Origin of the sequence: Caballeronia choica, assembly GCF_001544535.1 — a bacterium.
GTDB lineage: Bacteria > Pseudomonadota > Gammaproteobacteria > Burkholderiales > Burkholderiaceae > Caballeronia > Caballeronia choica.
The window spans coordinates 84402-100137 of sequence record NZ_FCON02000004.1; the positions used below are offsets into that span (position 1 = coordinate 84402).

13 protein-coding genes are annotated in these 15736 nt (G+C 63.1%); 5 read left to right on the forward strand and 8 right to left on the reverse strand.

Going from position 1 to position 15736, the window contains the following annotated elements; translation table 11 throughout:
* Positions 1 to 772 precede the first annotated feature (772 nt).
* The gene (locus AWB68_RS49250; protein WP_235028178.1) at positions 773 to 1267 is read left to right on the forward strand and encodes a conjugal transfer protein TraN; all 495 of its coding nucleotides are present in this window, start codon (positions 773 to 775) and stop codon (positions 1265 to 1267) included.
* Positions 1268 to 1319: 52 nt separating this feature from the next.
* Here AWB68_RS49250 and htpX read toward each other — a convergent pair whose 3' ends face one another.
* The 4 genes from htpX to def all read right to left on the reverse strand — a co-directional run bounded on the left by htpX (position 1320) and on the right by def (position 4590).
* Positions 1320 to 2177 (reverse strand): zinc metalloprotease HtpX, encoded by an 858-nt coding sequence (htpX, locus tag AWB68_RS03065; protein ID WP_087642885.1) that lies wholly within the window; start codon positions 2175 to 2177, stop codon positions 1320 to 1322.
* A gap of 118 nt (positions 2178 to 2295) precedes the next feature.
* Positions 2296 to 2940, reverse strand: coding sequence for a LysE family translocator (locus tag AWB68_RS03070; RefSeq protein ID WP_087642886.1), 645 nt, complete (start codon positions 2938 to 2940; stop codon positions 2296 to 2298).
* A 112-nt stretch (positions 2941 to 3052) separates the two neighbouring features.
* Positions 3053 to 4045: a methionyl-tRNA formyltransferase gene (gene fmt / locus AWB68_RS03075; RefSeq protein WP_087642887.1), complete on the reverse strand. Its 993-nt coding sequence runs from the start codon at positions 4043 to 4045 to the stop codon at positions 3053 to 3055.
* Between the two features lie 41 nt (positions 4046 to 4086).
* Positions 4087 to 4590, reverse strand: a complete 504-nt coding sequence (gene def, locus AWB68_RS03080; protein ID WP_087642935.1) for a peptide deformylase — start codon at positions 4588 to 4590, stop codon at positions 4087 to 4089.
* Positions 4591 to 4789: 199 nt separating this feature from the next.
* Here def and dprA point away from each other — a divergent pair, with 199 nt between their 5' ends.
* The 3 genes from dprA to AWB68_RS03095 all read left to right on the forward strand — a co-directional run bounded on the left by dprA (position 4790) and on the right by AWB68_RS03095 (position 9420).
* The gene (gene dprA / locus AWB68_RS03085; RefSeq protein ID WP_087642888.1) at positions 4790 to 6142 is read left to right on the forward strand and encodes a DNA-processing protein DprA; all 1353 of its coding nucleotides are present in this window, start codon (positions 4790 to 4792) and stop codon (positions 6140 to 6142) included.
* Positions 6143 to 6225: 83 nt separating this feature from the next.
* The gene (locus AWB68_RS03090; RefSeq protein ID WP_087642889.1) at positions 6226 to 6603 is read left to right on the forward strand and encodes a thioredoxin family protein; all 378 of its coding nucleotides are present in this window, start codon (positions 6226 to 6228) and stop codon (positions 6601 to 6603) included.
* A 174-nt stretch (positions 6604 to 6777) separates the two neighbouring features.
* Positions 6778 to 9420 (forward strand): DNA topoisomerase III, encoded by a 2643-nt coding sequence (locus AWB68_RS03095; RefSeq protein ID WP_087642890.1) that lies wholly within the window; start codon positions 6778 to 6780, stop codon positions 9418 to 9420.
* A gap of 74 nt (positions 9421 to 9494) precedes the next feature.
* Here the strand turns inward: AWB68_RS03095 and gvmR are convergent, their stop codons facing one another.
* Both gvmR and AWB68_RS03105 read right to left on the reverse strand, forming a co-directional pair.
* Positions 9495 to 10619, reverse strand: a complete 1125-nt coding sequence (gene gvmR, locus AWB68_RS03100; RefSeq protein WP_087642891.1) for a transcriptional regulator GvmR — start codon at positions 10617 to 10619, stop codon at positions 9495 to 9497.
* Between the two features lie 331 nt (positions 10620 to 10950).
* The gene (locus AWB68_RS03105; RefSeq protein ID WP_087642892.1) at positions 10951 to 12816 is read right to left on the reverse strand and encodes a phosphoenolpyruvate carboxykinase (GTP); all 1866 of its coding nucleotides are present in this window, start codon (positions 12814 to 12816) and stop codon (positions 10951 to 10953) included.
* Positions 12817 to 13323: 507 nt separating this feature from the next.
* Between AWB68_RS03105 and AWB68_RS03110 the strand changes: the two genes are divergently transcribed.
* On the forward strand, positions 13324 to 14340 hold the full coding sequence (locus AWB68_RS03110) for a D-2-hydroxyacid dehydrogenase family protein (RefSeq protein ID WP_087642893.1): 1017 nt from the start codon (positions 13324 to 13326) through the stop codon (positions 14338 to 14340).
* A 5-nt stretch (positions 14341 to 14345) separates the two neighbouring features.
* Here AWB68_RS03110 and AWB68_RS03115 read toward each other — a convergent pair whose 3' ends face one another.
* Positions 14346 to 14822, reverse strand: a complete 477-nt coding sequence (locus AWB68_RS03115; protein WP_087642894.1) for an OsmC family protein — start codon at positions 14820 to 14822, stop codon at positions 14346 to 14348.
* A gap of 24 nt (positions 14823 to 14846) precedes the next feature.
* A complete protein-coding gene (locus AWB68_RS03120) occupies positions 14847 to 15713 on the reverse strand; it encodes a patatin-like phospholipase family protein (RefSeq protein ID WP_087642895.1) in 867 nt (288 codons plus the stop codon).
* Positions 15714 to 15736 lie beyond the last annotated feature (23 nt).

A 15736-nucleotide genomic window follows, 5' to 3' on the forward strand; every position in this document is an offset into this window, starting at 1 on the left:
GACGTCGAGCGGCAAGATGCCGGCTCGCACAAAACGGGGATTGTAACTTGCGGGGGAGATGCGGCAGAAAGGGACGCTTTGGATGATGAAATGGCGTGCTGACTTCGGGAAAAGCGGAATAACCAAACGATAGATTTTGAACGCCTGCGAGCGGTTCGGCCCAGTCGAGCCCCGATCTACAACAGTCCTACATGTTACGCTCCGGCACCTGTATACAGCGCTCGACGCCTGCCGTCGACAACATCGCCGCGCTCGCTAGATGCCGGACCACCAAGCCTGCGCGTCGATCGCCCCTGCAACTGCTTTACTTTGTCAACGTTATATACTAGCTCGATGATTACTCGCACAACCGGGAGTGGTCCCGACGATCAAAAAAGCTCCGCTAAGACATCGCTCGTCGGCAAGTTTGCGCCACACCCTGCACCGACGCGCGAGTTTGGCTTTCCGTCGAGAATCGAGGAGCCAATTTATCTCTTCCGCGACGATGGCGATTTGAAGGCGCACCCGCGATACTCTGAGGCAAAGAGAGGTTCAACTGACGCCGCGATTGAGTTGGTCCACGATTTGGCGGTGCCGTTGCTTAATCGCGTTTATGAACTCATGGTGCAAGGCTTTATTTCAGAAGACGTTATCTTTTTGGCACCGCATGCTCGGGAGGCGTCGGGTGATAACGCAATACCACAGGTGCTATCCGCGTTGCTGTCAGTTGGAGGCGGCGAATTGGACCGCGACATTGTCCAGACATCGAAGGTGTATCACCGGCCCGGACCCAATGGAACGGCTGAACTTTCGCCCTTCTTTTCATGGGCGAGTCAAGCGCGGCCGCGATTACGTGCTTGTCGATGATGTGACGACTTTGGGAGGCACTCTGTGCGATTTAGCTGACTTCGTGATAAGGGGCGGCGGCACCCCGGTCGCGGCCGTCGTAATCGTAAATGCAAGTCGGTCTGGCAAGCTCTATGCAAATCAGAAGACCGTGAACCTACTCGAAGCGAGGTTTGGAAATGAAATCCGAGAAATCCTTAACATCGCCCCCCACGCGCTCACGTTCGACGAAGCACAGTATCTCATCGGGTTCCGTTCTGCTGAGGAAATCAGAGGTCGCAGTGCTCAAGCGCGGGAAAAAACAGATATCCGACTCCGCGCAAAAGGCATTCTCCTCGCTCAAGCCGGCAATCCCCAAAAAATGATGCGCCGTCGAAACCGCTTTCCTGGTGGAAGCGCGAAGCCCGTGACAAGCCACTGGATCGGGAAGCAAAGAAAATGAACCGTGCTCACGGCGGATTACGGCGTGACCACGGTTCAACCCGACAGCGCCCTTACTCCATGCGCCCCGTGCGCGCCATTTCCATCAGCCGCGCGACACGCTCTTCAGTCGCCGGGTGCGTCGAGAACAGATTCGCGATGCCGCCACCCGACAACGGATTCATGATCATCATCTGCGCGGTGGCCGGATGCGCCTCGGCGGTGGGAAACGGCACGCCCGACGCGTAAGCGTGAATCTTCTCCAGCGCACTTGCGAGCGCCTGCGGATCGCCGGAAATCTGCGCGCCGCCACGGTCGGCCTCGAACTCGCGCGCACGGGAGATCGCCATCTGGATCAGCGCGCCGGCAATCGGCGCAAGGATCGCCACCGCGATACTCGCAATCGGATTCGACGGACGGCCTTCCGAATCGCGGCCGCCGAAGAACATCGCGAAGTTCGCGAGCGCCGAGATCGCGCCGGCCATCGTCGCGGAAACGGTCGAGATCAGGATGTCGCGATGCTTCACGTGCGCGAGTTCGTGCGCCATCACGCCGCGCATTTCGCGCTCGGACAACACGCGCAGGATGCCGGTCGTGGCCGCGACGGCCGCGTGCTCCGGATTGCGGCCGGTCGCGAACGCGTTCGGCGCGTCTTCGTTGATCAGGTAGACGCGCGGCATCGGCAACTGCGCGCGCGTGGCGAGATCGCGCACCATGCGATAGAACTGCGGCGCGCTGGTTTCGTCGACTTCCTGCGCGTTGTACATGCGCAGGACCATCTTGTCCGAGAACCAGTACGAAAAGAAATTCATGCCGAGCGCGACGAGGAGCGCGAGCATCATCCCCTTCGACCCGCCGATCATTCCACCGATAACGACAAAAAGGGCCGTGATCGCTGCCATCAGCATCGCGGTTTTGACCCAATTGAACATGTCTTGAACTCCTCACCCTTTATCAGATGCGCGTCTCGCGCGAATGGCCCGCAGCACGATCGCCCCGGCCCACGGTTGTAAGCAAAACGTTAGATATGGGCGTCGTCCGATAATTCAATTACCTGTGTGAAGTCGCGAGCTTTATTCCAAGTCCGACAAATCCGCTGCCAACGCCCCGGTCCAGCCAGCGTTTCACGCCCGGCTTGCCGGCAAAGCGTTGCGTCACGCTGCCCGCGATCCATGCGACGAAACTGTTCCAGACGGTGCTCATCAGGATGAAGACGAGGCCGAGCGCGAGGAACGCCAGCACCTTGTGCGGACTGTCGGCTGCGACGAACTGCGGGAAGAACGACACGAAGAACAACACGACCTTCGGATTCAGCACGTTCGTGACGAATCCTTGCGCGAAAAGCTGGCGCAGCGACTTGGGTGCGGTTTTGGCGTTCGGCGTGTCGTCCGTGCCGGTTTTGGCGTCCGGATTGGCGAAGATCAACCGCAAGCCGAGATAGATCAAATAGATTGCGCCGGCAAACTTGACGACGGTGAAAGCCGTCGCCGATGCCGCCAGCAGCGCCGTCAGGCCGAACGCGCACGCAAGCGTATGCACGATGCAGCCGGCCGATATGCCGAGCGCCGACACGATGCCCGCGCCACGGCCCTGCGCGACGCTGCGCCCGACGATGTAGGCGGTGTCGGGGCCAGGCGTGACGTTCAGCAGGAAGACTGCGACGAGAAAGAGGGTGAAACTGGTAATGCCGAGCATCGGAGGACTCCAGGCGACTCGTTATTCTGAGTCTTTGATTCTAGCGCCTGGAGCCTTGGCCGTACGGCTTGAGGCGTGACGACAGGCTTCATGCAGAAGCCCTGCGGCTGGCCTACGCTTTGGCCGCCGATTCGGGGATCGCGAAACGCTGGCCGATTTCGAAATTCGCGCCGGTGAGGAATTCGCGCACCGGCAGGCGCTTGCCGCCCGGCTTCTGCAATTGCGTGAGCCGCAGCGCACCTTCGCCGCACGCGACGACCACGCCGTCCGTCGAAACCGCGACGATCGTGCCCGGTTCCGCCGCTGGGGCCGCGTCCGAAACTCCGGCCGCCCAGATTTTCACCGCGACACCGTCGAGCGTGCCGAACGCGCCGGGAAACGGATCGAACGCACGAACCTGACGCGCAAGCGCGTCGGCGGGACGGCGCCAGTCGAGCGCCGCTTCGTGCTTGGCGATTTTCTCCGCGTAGGTCGCGCCTTCGTCCGGCTGAGGCGTCGACGGGAGCGCGCCGTCGCGTTCGAGATCGCGCAGCGCCTGCACGATCAGATCCGCGCCGAGTTGCGCCAGACGGTCATGCAGGCTTCCGGTCGTATCGTCGGGCAGGATCGATACGCGCGCTTCGCGGATCATCGCGCCCGTGTCGAGGCCGGCGTCCATCTGCATCAGCGTGATGCCGGTTTCAGCGTCGCCTGCCTCGATCGCGCGATGGATCGGCGCGGCGCCACGCCAGCGCGGCAACAGCGACCCGTGAATGTTGATCGAGCCGTGCGGCGCGATATCGAGGACTTCCTGCGGCAGGATCAACCCGTAAGCGGCGACCACCATCACATCGTGCGGCGTGGCGCGCAGCATGTCGATGGCCGCCGACGCTTCCTGCGGATACTTGCCATTACGGCGCAGCGAAGTCGGCTGGGCGACTTTCAGGTCGCGCTCCAGCGCGAAGCGCTTCACCGGACTCGCCGTCAGCTTCATGCCGCGCCCGGCCGGCCGGTCCGGTTGCGTCAGCACGAGCGGCACGCTGAATCCCGCTGCGTGGATGGCCGCTAGCGCGGCGGCGGCAAACTCCGGGGTTCCGGCAAAAACGACACGCAGCGATTGGGTCATCGATCAGGCAACCTGCAAATACATCAGTGACGAAACGGGCCTTACAGCGCCTTCTCGAGCTTCTTCATCTTGCCGCGAATACGTGTCTGCTTCAGTTGCGACAGGTATTCGACAAACACGTGCCCTTCCAGATGGTCCATCTCGTGCTGGATGCACACGGCGAGCAGCCCTTCGCACTCGATTTCGAAGGATTCGCCCTTCTCGTTGAGCGCCTTCACGCGCACTTTTTCCTGACGCTCGACGAAATCGTAGATGCCGGGCACCGACAAGCAGCCCTCTTCCCACTCCTTCAGTGCGTCGCTCTCCCAGACGATCTCCGGGTTGATGAAGACCTGCAACTCGTCGTGCGCGTCCGATACGTCGATCACGATCACACGCTCGTGCACGTCCACCTGCGTGGCCGCGAGGCCGACGCCGGGCGCGGAGTACATCGTCTCGGCCATGTCGGCGACGAGCTTGCGAATGCGGTCATCGACGACGGCGACGGGCTTCGCCACCTTGTTCAGCCGCTTGTCCGGGTAGTGAAGAATTTTGAGCAGAGCCATGTTTCGGATTATCGGCGCGCACTGCGGCGCGCGAAAGTCGGCCATTCGGCCAGGTTGCGGGTGGGTGCCGGGGTACGGAAGATAAGCGGCTGAATCCTGTCGATTCAACGCCGCCGGACCTGGACGGCGCCGCGTTGCATGCACGCAGGCGCGACCGGACGACGACCCTTTTTGTGTTTCGGAATATGAAAATTTTAACATGACGACTGCTGCCCTGCTGACCGTCCGCGCCGCGCCAGAACTGGCTCCCGCGCCTGTCGACGAGTTGCGCGCGTGGCTTCGGCTCGCTCATGCGAGCGGCCTGCGCCCCATCGCGCTGCGTGCGCTGCTCGCGGAATTCGGCAGCCCGCAGGCGGTGCTTGCGCAGTCGTTCTCGGCGCTGGCCACGATCGCCGGCGGCGACGCTGCAAAGGCCGTGCTCGCGCCGCCGCCGCGCTTTGACCACGGCTTCGACGAATACGTGGAGCGCGCCGTCGAATGGGCGTCGGCCGCTGGAAATCACGTGCTCACGCTCGCCGACACTGCCTATCCGCGCGCACTGCTCACGATGCCCGATCCGCCGCCGCTGCTATATGTAAAGGGACGTCTGGAATTGCTGCAGATGCGCGCCGTCGCGATAGTCGGCAGCCGCAGCGCGACGCCCCAGGGCATCGAGGACGCGCGGCGCTTCGCCCGCGCGCTGGCGGACGCTGGGCTTACCGTCGTCTCGGGGCTCGCGCTCGGCATCGACGCCGCCGCGCATGGCGGCGCGCTCGAAGGCGCCGCGAGCACCATCGCCGTGATCGGCACGGGAGCGGACCTCGTGTATCCGTCGAAAAATCGCGAGCTGGCGCACCGGATCGCCGAGCTTGGCGCCATCGTCTCCGAATGGCCGCTCGGCACGCCCGCGCGGTCGGAGAACTTCCCGCAGCGCAACCGGATCATCGCGGGGCTCGTCGGCGGCGTGCTGATCGTCGAGGCGGCAATGCGATCCGGCTCGCTGATCACCGCGCGGCTCGCGAACGAGATGGGCCGCGACGTGTTCGCGATGCCCGGTTCGATCCACGCGCCGCTCGCACGCGGCTGCCACCGGATGATCAGGCAGGGCGCGAAGCTCGTCGAAACGCCGGAGGACGTGTTGGAGGAGTTCGGATTGGCGGTTGCGACTGTAGGCGAGAGAGAAACCCGGCGGCACGTGAGCGGGACGACGAGAACAGGACTGCGCCGACACAAGAGCGGAACGGCGAAAAACGACACCGGCGACAAGCCAGCGCAGGGGCGCAGCGGCACCCCGATCGCGGACGATTGGTCGGACAGCCCACCTGCCGACATACCGCACCCGCCGCCCGCCACCGCATCCTGGGCATCGGCCCGCGCCGCGCCGCCGCCCGCATCAGACCCCGACACCGACCGCCTGCTCACCGCGCTCGGCCATTCGCCCACGACACTTGAAATCCTCGCGGCGCGCACCGAACTGGAAGGCGCGATGCTGCAAAGCCTGTTGCTGCAACTCGAACTGGCCGGTCGGATCGAGACGCTGCCGGGAGGCCGCTTCGTTCGCATCGAGCGCTGATCATGCGGGATCATGCTACATTCGCTGAAAATACTGGCAGAAATGCCCGCCTGCGCCATACAAAAGGACTGTCAAGGAACACCATGCCCGCGCTGAATCTCGACACCGACGCCGAGCAGATCGCCGAGCGTATCGGCGAGCCCGATACGCTCTTCGTCGCCTGCCTGTGCGCGGACTGGTGCGGGACGTGCCGCGAGTATCGCGCGGGCTTCGACCGGCTCGCCGACGCGCATCCGGACATCTGCTTCGCATGGATCGACATAGAGAACCAGGCGGATCGCTTCGACGATCTCGACGTCGAGAACTTCCCGACGATCCTGATCGAAGACGCCATCACGACGCGCTTCTTCGGCACCGTGCTGCCGCAGGCATCGATCGTGGAGCGCATGCTGGTCGACCTGACCGCGTTGCCCGGCATCGTCGGCGCGCCGAAATTGCGGCCCGCGCTCGCCGACGCCTAGCCGGCGCTCACGCACCAAATCGGCCTTCCGCGCAGTTCGCGAAACGTCGGCGCACACTATTCGACAGGCCGCTTTTATATGACACGGAAGGCGCGCGGCGCCTGCCGTGTGCTATAAAGCGGCGTTAAAGGGTCCCAAACCGGAGCCCCAAGCCAGTCCCAACCAAATCGAGTCATGTCCAAAGCCCTGATCATCGCCGAGAAGCCATCTGTCGCGAACGACATCGCGCGCGCGCTGGGCGGCTTCACCAAGCATGACGAATACTACGAAAGCGACGACTACGTGCTTTCGTCCGCTGTCGGCCACTTGTTGGAGATCGCGGCGCCCGAGGAATACGACGTCAAGCGCGGCAAGTGGAGTTTCGCCAATCTGCCCGTCATTCCGCCGCATTTCGACCTGAATCCGATCGCGAAAAGCGAATCGCGCCTGAAGGTGCTGACGAGGCTGCTCAAGCGCAAGGACATCGACCGCCTGATCAACGCCTGCGACGCCGGGCGCGAGGGCGAGCTGATCTTTCGCCTGATCGCGCAGCACGCGAAGGCCAAGCAGCCGGTGCAACGCCTGTGGCTCCAGTCGATGACGGCGGGCTCGATTCGCGACGGCTTCGCGCATCTGCGCAGCGACGCGGATATGCAGCCGCTCGCCGACGCCGCCCGCTGCCGCTCGGAAGCGGACTGGCTCGTCGGCATCAACGGCACGCGTGCGATGACCGCGTTCAACAGCAAGGGCGGCGGCTTTTTCCTGACGACGGTCGGGCGCGTTCAGACGCCAACGTTGTCGATCGTCGTCGAACGCGAGGAGAAGATCCGCCGCTTCGTGCCGCGCGATTATTGGGAAGTGCGCGCTGAGTTCATTGCCGCGAAGGGCCTGTACGAAGGCCGCTGGTTCGACCCGAAATTCAAGCGCGCCGACAACGATCCCGAGCAGCGCGATTCGCGGCTCTGGAGCCTCGCGGCGGCCGAATCGGTTGTCGCGGCCTGTCGCGGCAAGACTGGAACGGTCACGGAAGAATCGAAGCCGTCGACGCAGATGTCGCCGCTCCTCTTCGACCTGACGAGCCTCCAGCGCGAAGCCAACGGCCGTTTCGGCTTTTCGGCGAAGAACACGCTCGGTCTCGCGCAGGCGCTGTATGAAAAGCACAAGGTGCTGACCTACCCGCGTACCGACGCACGCGCGCTGCCGGAGGATTACCTCGCGACGGTGAAGGACACGCTCACGATGCTGAAGGAGAGCAACAACTATCTCCCGCACGCGAAGCAGGTGCTCGACAAGGGCTGGGTGAAGCCGAACAAGCGCATCTTCGACAATTCGAAGATCAGCGATCACTTCGCCATCATCCCGACGCTGCAGGCGCCGAAGGCGCTGTCCGAGCCGGAACAGAAGCTTTACGACCTCGTCGTGAAGCGCTTTTTGGCCGTGTTTTTTCCGGCGGCAGAGTATCTCGTCACGACGCGTATCACCGAAGTCGCCGGGCATCACTTCAAGACCGAAGGCAAGGTGCTCGTCGAACCGGGTTGGCTGCAGGTCTACGGCAAGGAAGTGGGCGGCGAAGACGCCAACCTCGTGCCGGTGCAGAAGGATGAAAAAGTCGACGTCGAAAAGGTCGCGGCCCATGGCCTCGTGACCAAGCCGCCCGCGCGCTACAACGAAGCGTCGCTGCTCTCGGCGATGGAAGGCGCGGGCAAGCTCATCGAAGACGAAGAATTCCGCGAAGCGATGGCGGCGAAGGGCCTCGGCACGCCGGCGACGCGCGCGGCAGTCATCGAAGGGCTGCTCGGCGAAAAGTACATCGTCCGCGAAGGCCGCGAACTGATCCCCACCGCGAAGGCGTTCCAGTTGATGACGCTCCTGCGCGGACTCGGCGTCGAGGAACTGACCGCGCCCGAACTCACCGGCGAGTGGGAGCACAAGCTCTCGCAGATGGAGCGCGGCAATCTGCATCGCGATACGTTCATGCAGGAAATCGCACGCATGACGCAGACGATCGTCAAGCGCGCGAAGGAATACGATTCCGACACGATCCCCGGCGACTACGCGACGCTCGAAACGCCGTGTCCGAATTGCGGCGGGCAGGTGAAGGAAAACTATCGCCGGTTTGCGTGCTCGAAGTGCGAATTCTCGATTTCGAAAATTCCCGGCGGCCGCCAGTTCGAGATTCCGGAAGTCGAGGTATTGCTGAAAGAGAAGACGATCGGGCCGCTGTCGGGATTCCGCAGCAAGATGGGCCGGCCGTTCTCGGCGATTCTCAAGCTGTCGCTGGATGACGAGATCAAGAACTACAAGCTCGAATTCGACTTCGGCCAGGACTCCGGCGGCGAAGACGGCGAACCGCCCGATTTCTCGGAGCAGACGCCGGTCGGGCACTGTCCGAAATGCCGGTCGCGCGTGTATGAGCATGGCATGAGCTACGTCTGCGAAAACTCGGTGTCGAATCCGAAGACGTGTGATTTCCGCTCGGGGAAGGTGATTCTGCAGCAGGAAATCGCGCGCGATCAGATGGAGAAGCTGCTCGAGGAAGGCCGCACGGACCTGCTGACGAACTTCAAGTCGTCGCGGACCGGGCGCAATTTCAAGGCGTTTCTCGTCAAGCAGCCGGACGGCAAGATCGGCTTCGAGTTCGAGAAGAAGGAGCCGAAGCCGGGTGCCAAGACGGCGGTCAAGCGCGGCGCGGCTGCGGCGCCTGTCGAGAGCGGTGAAGATGATGGCGACGGCGATGTCGCGGTAGCCGCCGCCAAAAAGACGACGAAGGTCGCGGCCAAAAAAGCACCGGCCAAGAAGGCGGCCGCGAAGAAAACCACCGCACGCAAAACCGGCTGACGCCAATTCGGCTCGACCACGAAAAAGGCCCGTGAAGCGATTCACGGGCCTTTTTTATCGTCAGGCGCTTTCGATCAATATGGCGAATGCGCCGGCATCCGGATCCTCGACCGCGCCGGCTTCGCGAGCTTCGGCCCGAGTTCGCCGTCGATCGGACGCGCCACCGTCGCTGTCGGCGGCGGCGCGCCTTCCGGACCGTGCGCATACGCCGCATGCGCGACCAGCGGCTCGGACGCGTCATCGTTCAACGCGGCCGATCCGGGCTTGACGAGGCCATCCTTGAGCCACTGCTCGCCGAGCTGGTGATTCGGCGTCTGGCTGAAATGTTCGACGAGATGGTCGATGAAGGTCCGCACCTTCGCCGGCAAATGGCGGCGGCTCGGATACGCGACGTTGATCTCGACCTTCGGCAGCCGGTAGTCGGAAAGCAGCCGCACCAGGGTTCCGCGCGTCGTGTCGTTGCCGATCAGATAACTCGGCAGGATCGCGATGCCCATGCCGAGCAGCGCGAATTGCCGCAGCATTTCCGTATTGTTCGCGACGATCACATTCGACGGCCGCACATGCACCTCGCCTTCCGGGCCAGTGAACACGCGCTCGTCGCCCCCGTATTCCGCCGGCAGGCTCAGACAAGGATGCGCGAGCAGATCTTCGGGACGCGTCGGCGTGCCGTGCGTTTCGAGGAAGTCCGGCGTCGCGCAGACGATCATGCAGCCGGTCGTCAGACGCCGTGTCACGACGCTCGAACTCCTCACCTGCCGCGCGATCACGATGCCGACATCGAAACCTTCTTCCACGAGATCGACTTGCCGGTCGACGAGCGTGACATCGGGAATGACCTTCGGGTAGCGCTGGGCGTAGGTTTGCAGGACCGGCGCAAGATTGTGCAGCCCGAACACGACCGGCGCGACGATCCGCAGCGAGCCGACCGGCTCGTGGTTGCGCGCAACTACCATCTGTTCGACGTCCTCGAGTTCATCGAGAATCTGCCGCGCGCGCTCCAGATAGACCTGGCCGGACTCGGTCAGCGAAAGACTGCGCGTCGTGCGGTTCAGCAAACGCGTACCAAGGCGCCCTTCCAGGTCCGCGATGTGGCGCGTCGCCACCGCGTTCGAGATATCCATCGCATTGGCCGCCCGGACGAAACTTCCGAGGTCCGCCACACGCACGAACACTCTCATCGACTGCAAATGATCCATCAGACAACTCCTGCCGCAAGCGCGGCTTTCCTAAATCTTGATCCAACGCAATCGCGAATTATCCTAGGACTGGCGAAATCGTGCAGAAGTTGCCGATTCTTGGTGTTTTTTCGGCGAAAGCTTGCGGGTTTGCGCCCCTAAAACGGGATAAATTCCTGATTGTTGCGCAGCGCACAACGCCGGCGTGGGGTCTTTGCGTAGGTCGGGGAGAACTCGAGGTGCTGGCCGCGCCAGTTTTGGCGGGAGAGACAGCCCTAATACCGGGTCCGCGTGCGCGGAAGCCGATATTAGGGATTGGTTTAAAAAATGAGGCTAATGGTTGCGACCGGGATCAGGCAGCCAACCGCCTTTCCATGGCGGCTTTCGCCGCCGGCAATTCTTCCGGCAAGCCCTGCTGAAGCTTCGTGAAAAGTTCGTCGTGCAGCGCCAACTCGTCGCGCCATGCCGAATCGTTGACGGAAATCACCTGTTCGAACTGCGCGCGGGTGAAACCTAGGTCGCCCCAATCGATGTCCTCGTACCGCGGCGAGATGCCGAACGCGTGCTCCTCACCCTGCGCCGTCCCTTCGATGCGCCCGACCATCCAGTTCAGCACGCGCATGTTCTCGCCGAATCCCGGCCAGACGAACTTGCCGTCGTCGCCCTTGCGGAACCAGTTGACGCAGAAGAACTTCGGCGGCTTTGCCTGCATCGCGTCGAGCCGTTCGCCCATCTTCAGCCAATGGCCGAAGTAGTCGCTCATGTTGTAGCCGCAGAACGGCAACATCGCGAACGGATCGCGACGCACGACGCCCTGCTGGCCCGCTGCGGCGGCCGTGGTTTCGGAACCCATCGTCGCGGCCATGTAGACGCCTTCCTTCCAGTCGCGCGCTTCGGTCACGAGTGGCACCGTGTTCGAGCGCCGGCCGCCGAAGATGAACGCGTCGATCGGCACGCCCGCCGGATTTTCCCAGTCTGGGTCGATCGACGGACATTGCGACGCCGGCGCCGTGAAGCGCGCGTTCGGATGCGCGGCCTTCGCGCCGGTTTCCTTCGCGAGTTCCGGCGTCCAGTCGCGTCCCTGCCAGTCGATCAGGTGCGCCGGCGGCGTGTCGGTCATGCCTTCCCACCAGACGTCGCCGTCGTCGGTCAGTGCAACGTTCGTGAAGATCACGTTTTCCTTCAGCGTCGCCATCGCGTTGAAGTTGGTTTTTTCGCTCGTGCCCGGCGCGACGCCGAAATAGCCGGCCTCCGGATTGATCGCGTACAGGCGCCCGTCACGGCCCGGCTTGATCCACGCGATGTCGTCGCCGATCGTCGTCACCTTCCAGCCGTTCATGTCCGACGGCGGGATCAGCATCGCGAAGTTGGTCTTGCCGCACGCCGACGGGAACGCCGCCGCGACGTGATACTTGCGGCCCTCGGGCGAGGTTACGCCGAGAATCAGCATGTGCTCGGCGAGCCAGCCTTCGTCGCGGCCCATCGTCGAGGCGATGCGCAGCGCGAAACACTTCTTGCCCAGGAGCGCATTGCCGCCGTAGCCCGAGCCGAAGCTCCAGATTTCGCGCGACTCGGGGAAATGGACGATGTATTTCGTGTCGTTGCACGGCCACGGCACATCCTTCTTGCCGGCCGAGAGCGGCGCGCCGACCGAATGCACGCATGGCACGAACGCGCCGTCGGTGCCGAGCACGTCGTACACGGCGCGGCCCATGCGCGTCATGATCCGCATGTTGGTCACGACGTACGGACTATCCGACAACTCCACGCCGATATGCGCGATCGGCGAGCCGAGCGGACCCATCGAGAACGGCACGACGTACATCGTGCGGCCGCGCATCGAACCATCGAAGAGACCGTCCAGCGTCGTGCGCATTTCCTGCGGATCGATCCAGTTATTGGTCGGGCCAGCATCCTCGGGGCGCTTCGAACAGATGAACGTGCGATCTTCGACGCGGGCAACGTCGGTCGCATCGGAACAGGCAAGGAAGGAGTTGGGGCGCTTGGCGGGATTGAGCTTCTTGAGGGTGCCGGCGGAAACCATCTGGTCGCAAAGGCGGTCGTATTCCGCCTGGCTCCCGTCGCACCAGACGACGCGCGCGGGCTTGGTCAGCGCGGCGACGTGCTGGACCCAGTCGAGAAGCTTTCGATGCCTGACATACGCCGGCGCATCGATCTCGACGGCGTTGTTGTGTTCGACTACTGCGGGCTGATTCATCGAGCTGTCTCCGTTCCTTGAAGGATGAAAACGGTTAGCGCTCATCGACGCTGCCTTGCGAGAGGCGCATTCAGCGCAATTCCGGCGACACCTTCACGACGTTGGGCGGCAGTGGTCACGCGAAACGTCGGGTCCGGCGAGGTCCGGTATTGCGCAAAACGGGCATGGCGTGATGAGCCACGCAGCTTGCCTGGGCCGAGCCGTCTGGAATCGCGGCTTGCGTCGGCACGGAACAAACTGTTAAAAAGAGATACTAAGTTGCCTTGCCTCCTGGCCGAAAAGCGGATTTACCGGCATTTTTCGCATGCGGACTGTTTTAGTACGTCCGTTCACTGTTCCCAAAAAATGGAGTTCAAGCATACCACTCGACTGCTTGAATTTCTTGACGCGGTGCAATAACGTCGCAATCGCCGAATTTATCGGTAATTACCCGAAGTTAGCCCGCCTATTTTCTTCCACAGATCGTACGCAGCACGTTTGATGCCCAACAAAAGCCAATCGATACCCATGAAAATCGCCATCCTCGACGACTACCAGGACGCGGTCCGCAAGCTGGAATGCTTCCATCTGCTCGATGACCAAGAGGTCAAAGTGTTCAATAACACGGTGCGCGGTCTCGGACAGTTGGCTAGCAGACTGTCGGAAGTCGATGCGCTCGTCCTGATCCGCGAGCGCACGCGAATCAACTCGCAATTGCTCGACAAGCTGCCGCGCCTGCGCATGATCAGCCAGACGGGCAAGGCGGGCGGCGGACACATCGATATCGACGCCTGTACCGAACGCGGGATCGCCGTGCTGGAAGGCACCGGCTCGCCGATCGCGCCCGCCGAGCTGACCTGGGCGCTGATCATGGCAGCGCAGCGCCGCATTCCGCAATACGTGGCGAACCTGAAGCAGGGCGCGTGGCAGCAATCGGGGCTGAAGACGTCCGCGCTGCCGCCGAATTTCGGTCTCGGGCAGGTTTTGCGCGGGCAAACGCTCGGCATCTGGGGCTACGGCAAGATCGGCCGGCTCGTCGCGGGCTACGGCAAGGCGTTCGGGATGAACGTGCTGGTTCACGGCCGCGAACATTCGCTGGAACTGGCGCGCGAACATGGATACGACATCGCGGAGAACCGCGAGGCGCTCTTCGAACAGAGCGACGTGCTGACGCTGCATCTGCGCATGCACGACGACACGCGCGGCATCGTCACGCAGCAGGACCTGATGCGCATGAAGCCGACCGCGCTCTTCGTCAACACGAGCCGCGCCGAATTGCTCGAGGAAAACGCGCTTTTGAACGCGCTGCACCACAATCGACCGGGGATGGTCGCCATCGACGTTTATGAAAGCGAGCCGATCCTGCAGGGCTACGGCTTGCTGCGGATGGAAAACGTGATCTGCACGCCGCACATCGGCTATGTCGAGCACGAGAGCTACGAGCTTTATTTCAGCGCGGCGTTCAAGAATATCCTGGCGTTCGACGCCGGCGATACGTCGAGCGTGTCGAACCCGGATGCGCTCGTCGGCGGACGGCGACGGTAGGCTCGCTAAATCGTTGAAACGTCGATCGACGGTTCGCAGCGCACCGGGAAATTCACCGAGTTCGCGATGAAACAGAAGCGGTGCGCATCGTGGTGCAGCCGCTTCGCCAGTTCCACATCGCCGCCCGCGCCGATCGTCACTTGCGGGCGCAGCAGGACGTCGATGAACCGGCCGTCGCCTTGCGCGCTTTCCTCCATCGTGCCGAGCGCGTCGTCGACGTAGCCCGTCACGACGACACCGTTCGTCGCGCACAAGTGCAGATACCAGAGCATGTGGCACGAAGACAGCGACGCCACGAACAACTCCTCCGGGTTGTGGCGCGTGGCGTCGCCGCGAAAGGCCGGATCGCTCGATGCCTCGATGGCCGCCTTGTTTGGCACGCGCACGAGGTGATCGCGCGTGTAGGCGTCGTAGCGCGAGGTGCCCGAGCCCTGGTCGCCCGTCCAGACGACGCTCAATGCGTAAGTGTGTTTTTTCGACACCTTCTGCTCCTTTCTGCTCCTGTTTCAGAGAGACGCGGCCGCGCTCATCAGGTCGGGGATGCGTGTCAGGAACTGCTCGCCATCGACGCGGCCGAGGTCGTAAGCATGCTGCATCTGCGACGGACTCGTATAGTCCCAGCTCGAAATCGGCACCTTGCGCGACGGCTGCACGTAGACGCGCCGCTGCTCGCCATGCGGCACGACGAACATCTGCGGACGCGGATAAAGGCGCGTCACCATCACGAGGACGAGTCCCGGCGCGGCATCGAGCGCGCCGACGGGCACGTTGTCGACCATGCCGCCGTCGAGGACCGGGCGGCCGTTGCGCCGCAGGACCGGCGTGAACGGCGGCGTGCTCGACGACTGCAGGATCAGGTCGGCGAGATCCTCGACGGTCGCGCATTCCTGCGCCGTCACGAATTCGGGATGGAAGCCGAGCGTCTGGCCGAGCGTCGGATGGAGCGTCTTGCGCACGTACTTTTCGATGTTGTACGCGATCAGGCCCGCCGCGACGGCACTGCGCGCGCCGAGCCAGCGCGGCAGATGCGACACGCCGATGCGAATCTCGGGCGCGGACTGGAGCGTCGGGAACTGGTCGCTGAAGATGTCGAGCAGCGCCTGGCGGTAGATGCGGTAGTGCGGAAACACCGATTGTCCGCGTAGCAGGTTGCCCCAGTAGACGTTTTTCGTGTTGTCGCGCAGAGCGTGGGCGTAGTAGTCCATCACCCATTGCGCACGGTTCGTGTAGAGCATGCACGCGGTGGCGGCGCCGGCTGAGATGCCGGTGATCACGCGCGGACGCAGGTCGAGTTGCGGCTGCACGACGTCCCAGAATCCGGCTTGCCACCAGCAGCGGTTGCCGCCGCCCGCGAATACGACTTGATCGAACATTGCTTTGCTTGCTTGCTTGCTTG

Bases quoted from the DNA above. Each gene is read 5' to 3' on its own strand.
- gvmR (WP_087642891.1), bottom strand. From the start codon at position 10,619: ATGGATCATTTGCAGTCGATGAGAGTGTTCGTGCGTGTGGCGGACCTC.
- AWB68_RS03105 (WP_087642892.1), bottom strand. From the start codon at position 12,816: ATGAATCAGCCCGCAGTAGTCGAACACAACAACGCCGTCGAGATCGAT.
- fmt (WP_087642887.1), bottom strand. From the start codon at position 4,045: ATGACCCAATCGCTGCGTGTCGTTTTTGCCGGAACCCCGGAGTTTGCC.
- def (WP_087642935.1), bottom strand. From the start codon at position 4,590: ATGGCTCTGCTCAAAATTCTTCACTACCCGGACAAGCGGCTGAACAAG.
- AWB68_RS49250 (WP_235028178.1), top strand. From the start codon at position 773: ATGGAACGGCTGAACTTTCGCCCTTCTTTTCATGGGCGAGTCAAGCGC.
- AWB68_RS03120 (WP_087642895.1), bottom strand. From the start codon at position 15,713: ATGTTCGATCAAGTCGTATTCGCGGGCGGCGGCAACCGCTGCTGGTGG.
- AWB68_RS03095 (WP_087642890.1), top strand. From the start codon at position 6,778: ATGTCCAAAGCCCTGATCATCGCCGAGAAGCCATCTGTCGCGAACGAC.
- htpX (WP_087642885.1), bottom strand. From the start codon at position 2,177: ATGTTCAATTGGGTCAAAACCGCGATGCTGATGGCAGCGATCACGGCC.
- AWB68_RS03090 (WP_087642889.1), top strand. From the start codon at position 6,226: ATGCCCGCGCTGAATCTCGACACCGACGCCGAGCAGATCGCCGAGCGT.
- dprA (WP_087642888.1), top strand. From the start codon at position 4,790: ATGACGACTGCTGCCCTGCTGACCGTCCGCGCCGCGCCAGAACTGGCT.
- AWB68_RS03070 (WP_087642886.1), bottom strand. From the start codon at position 2,940: ATGCTCGGCATTACCAGTTTCACCCTCTTTCTCGTCGCAGTCTTCCTG.
- AWB68_RS03110 (WP_087642893.1), top strand. From the start codon at position 13,324: ATGAAAATCGCCATCCTCGACGACTACCAGGACGCGGTCCGCAAGCTG.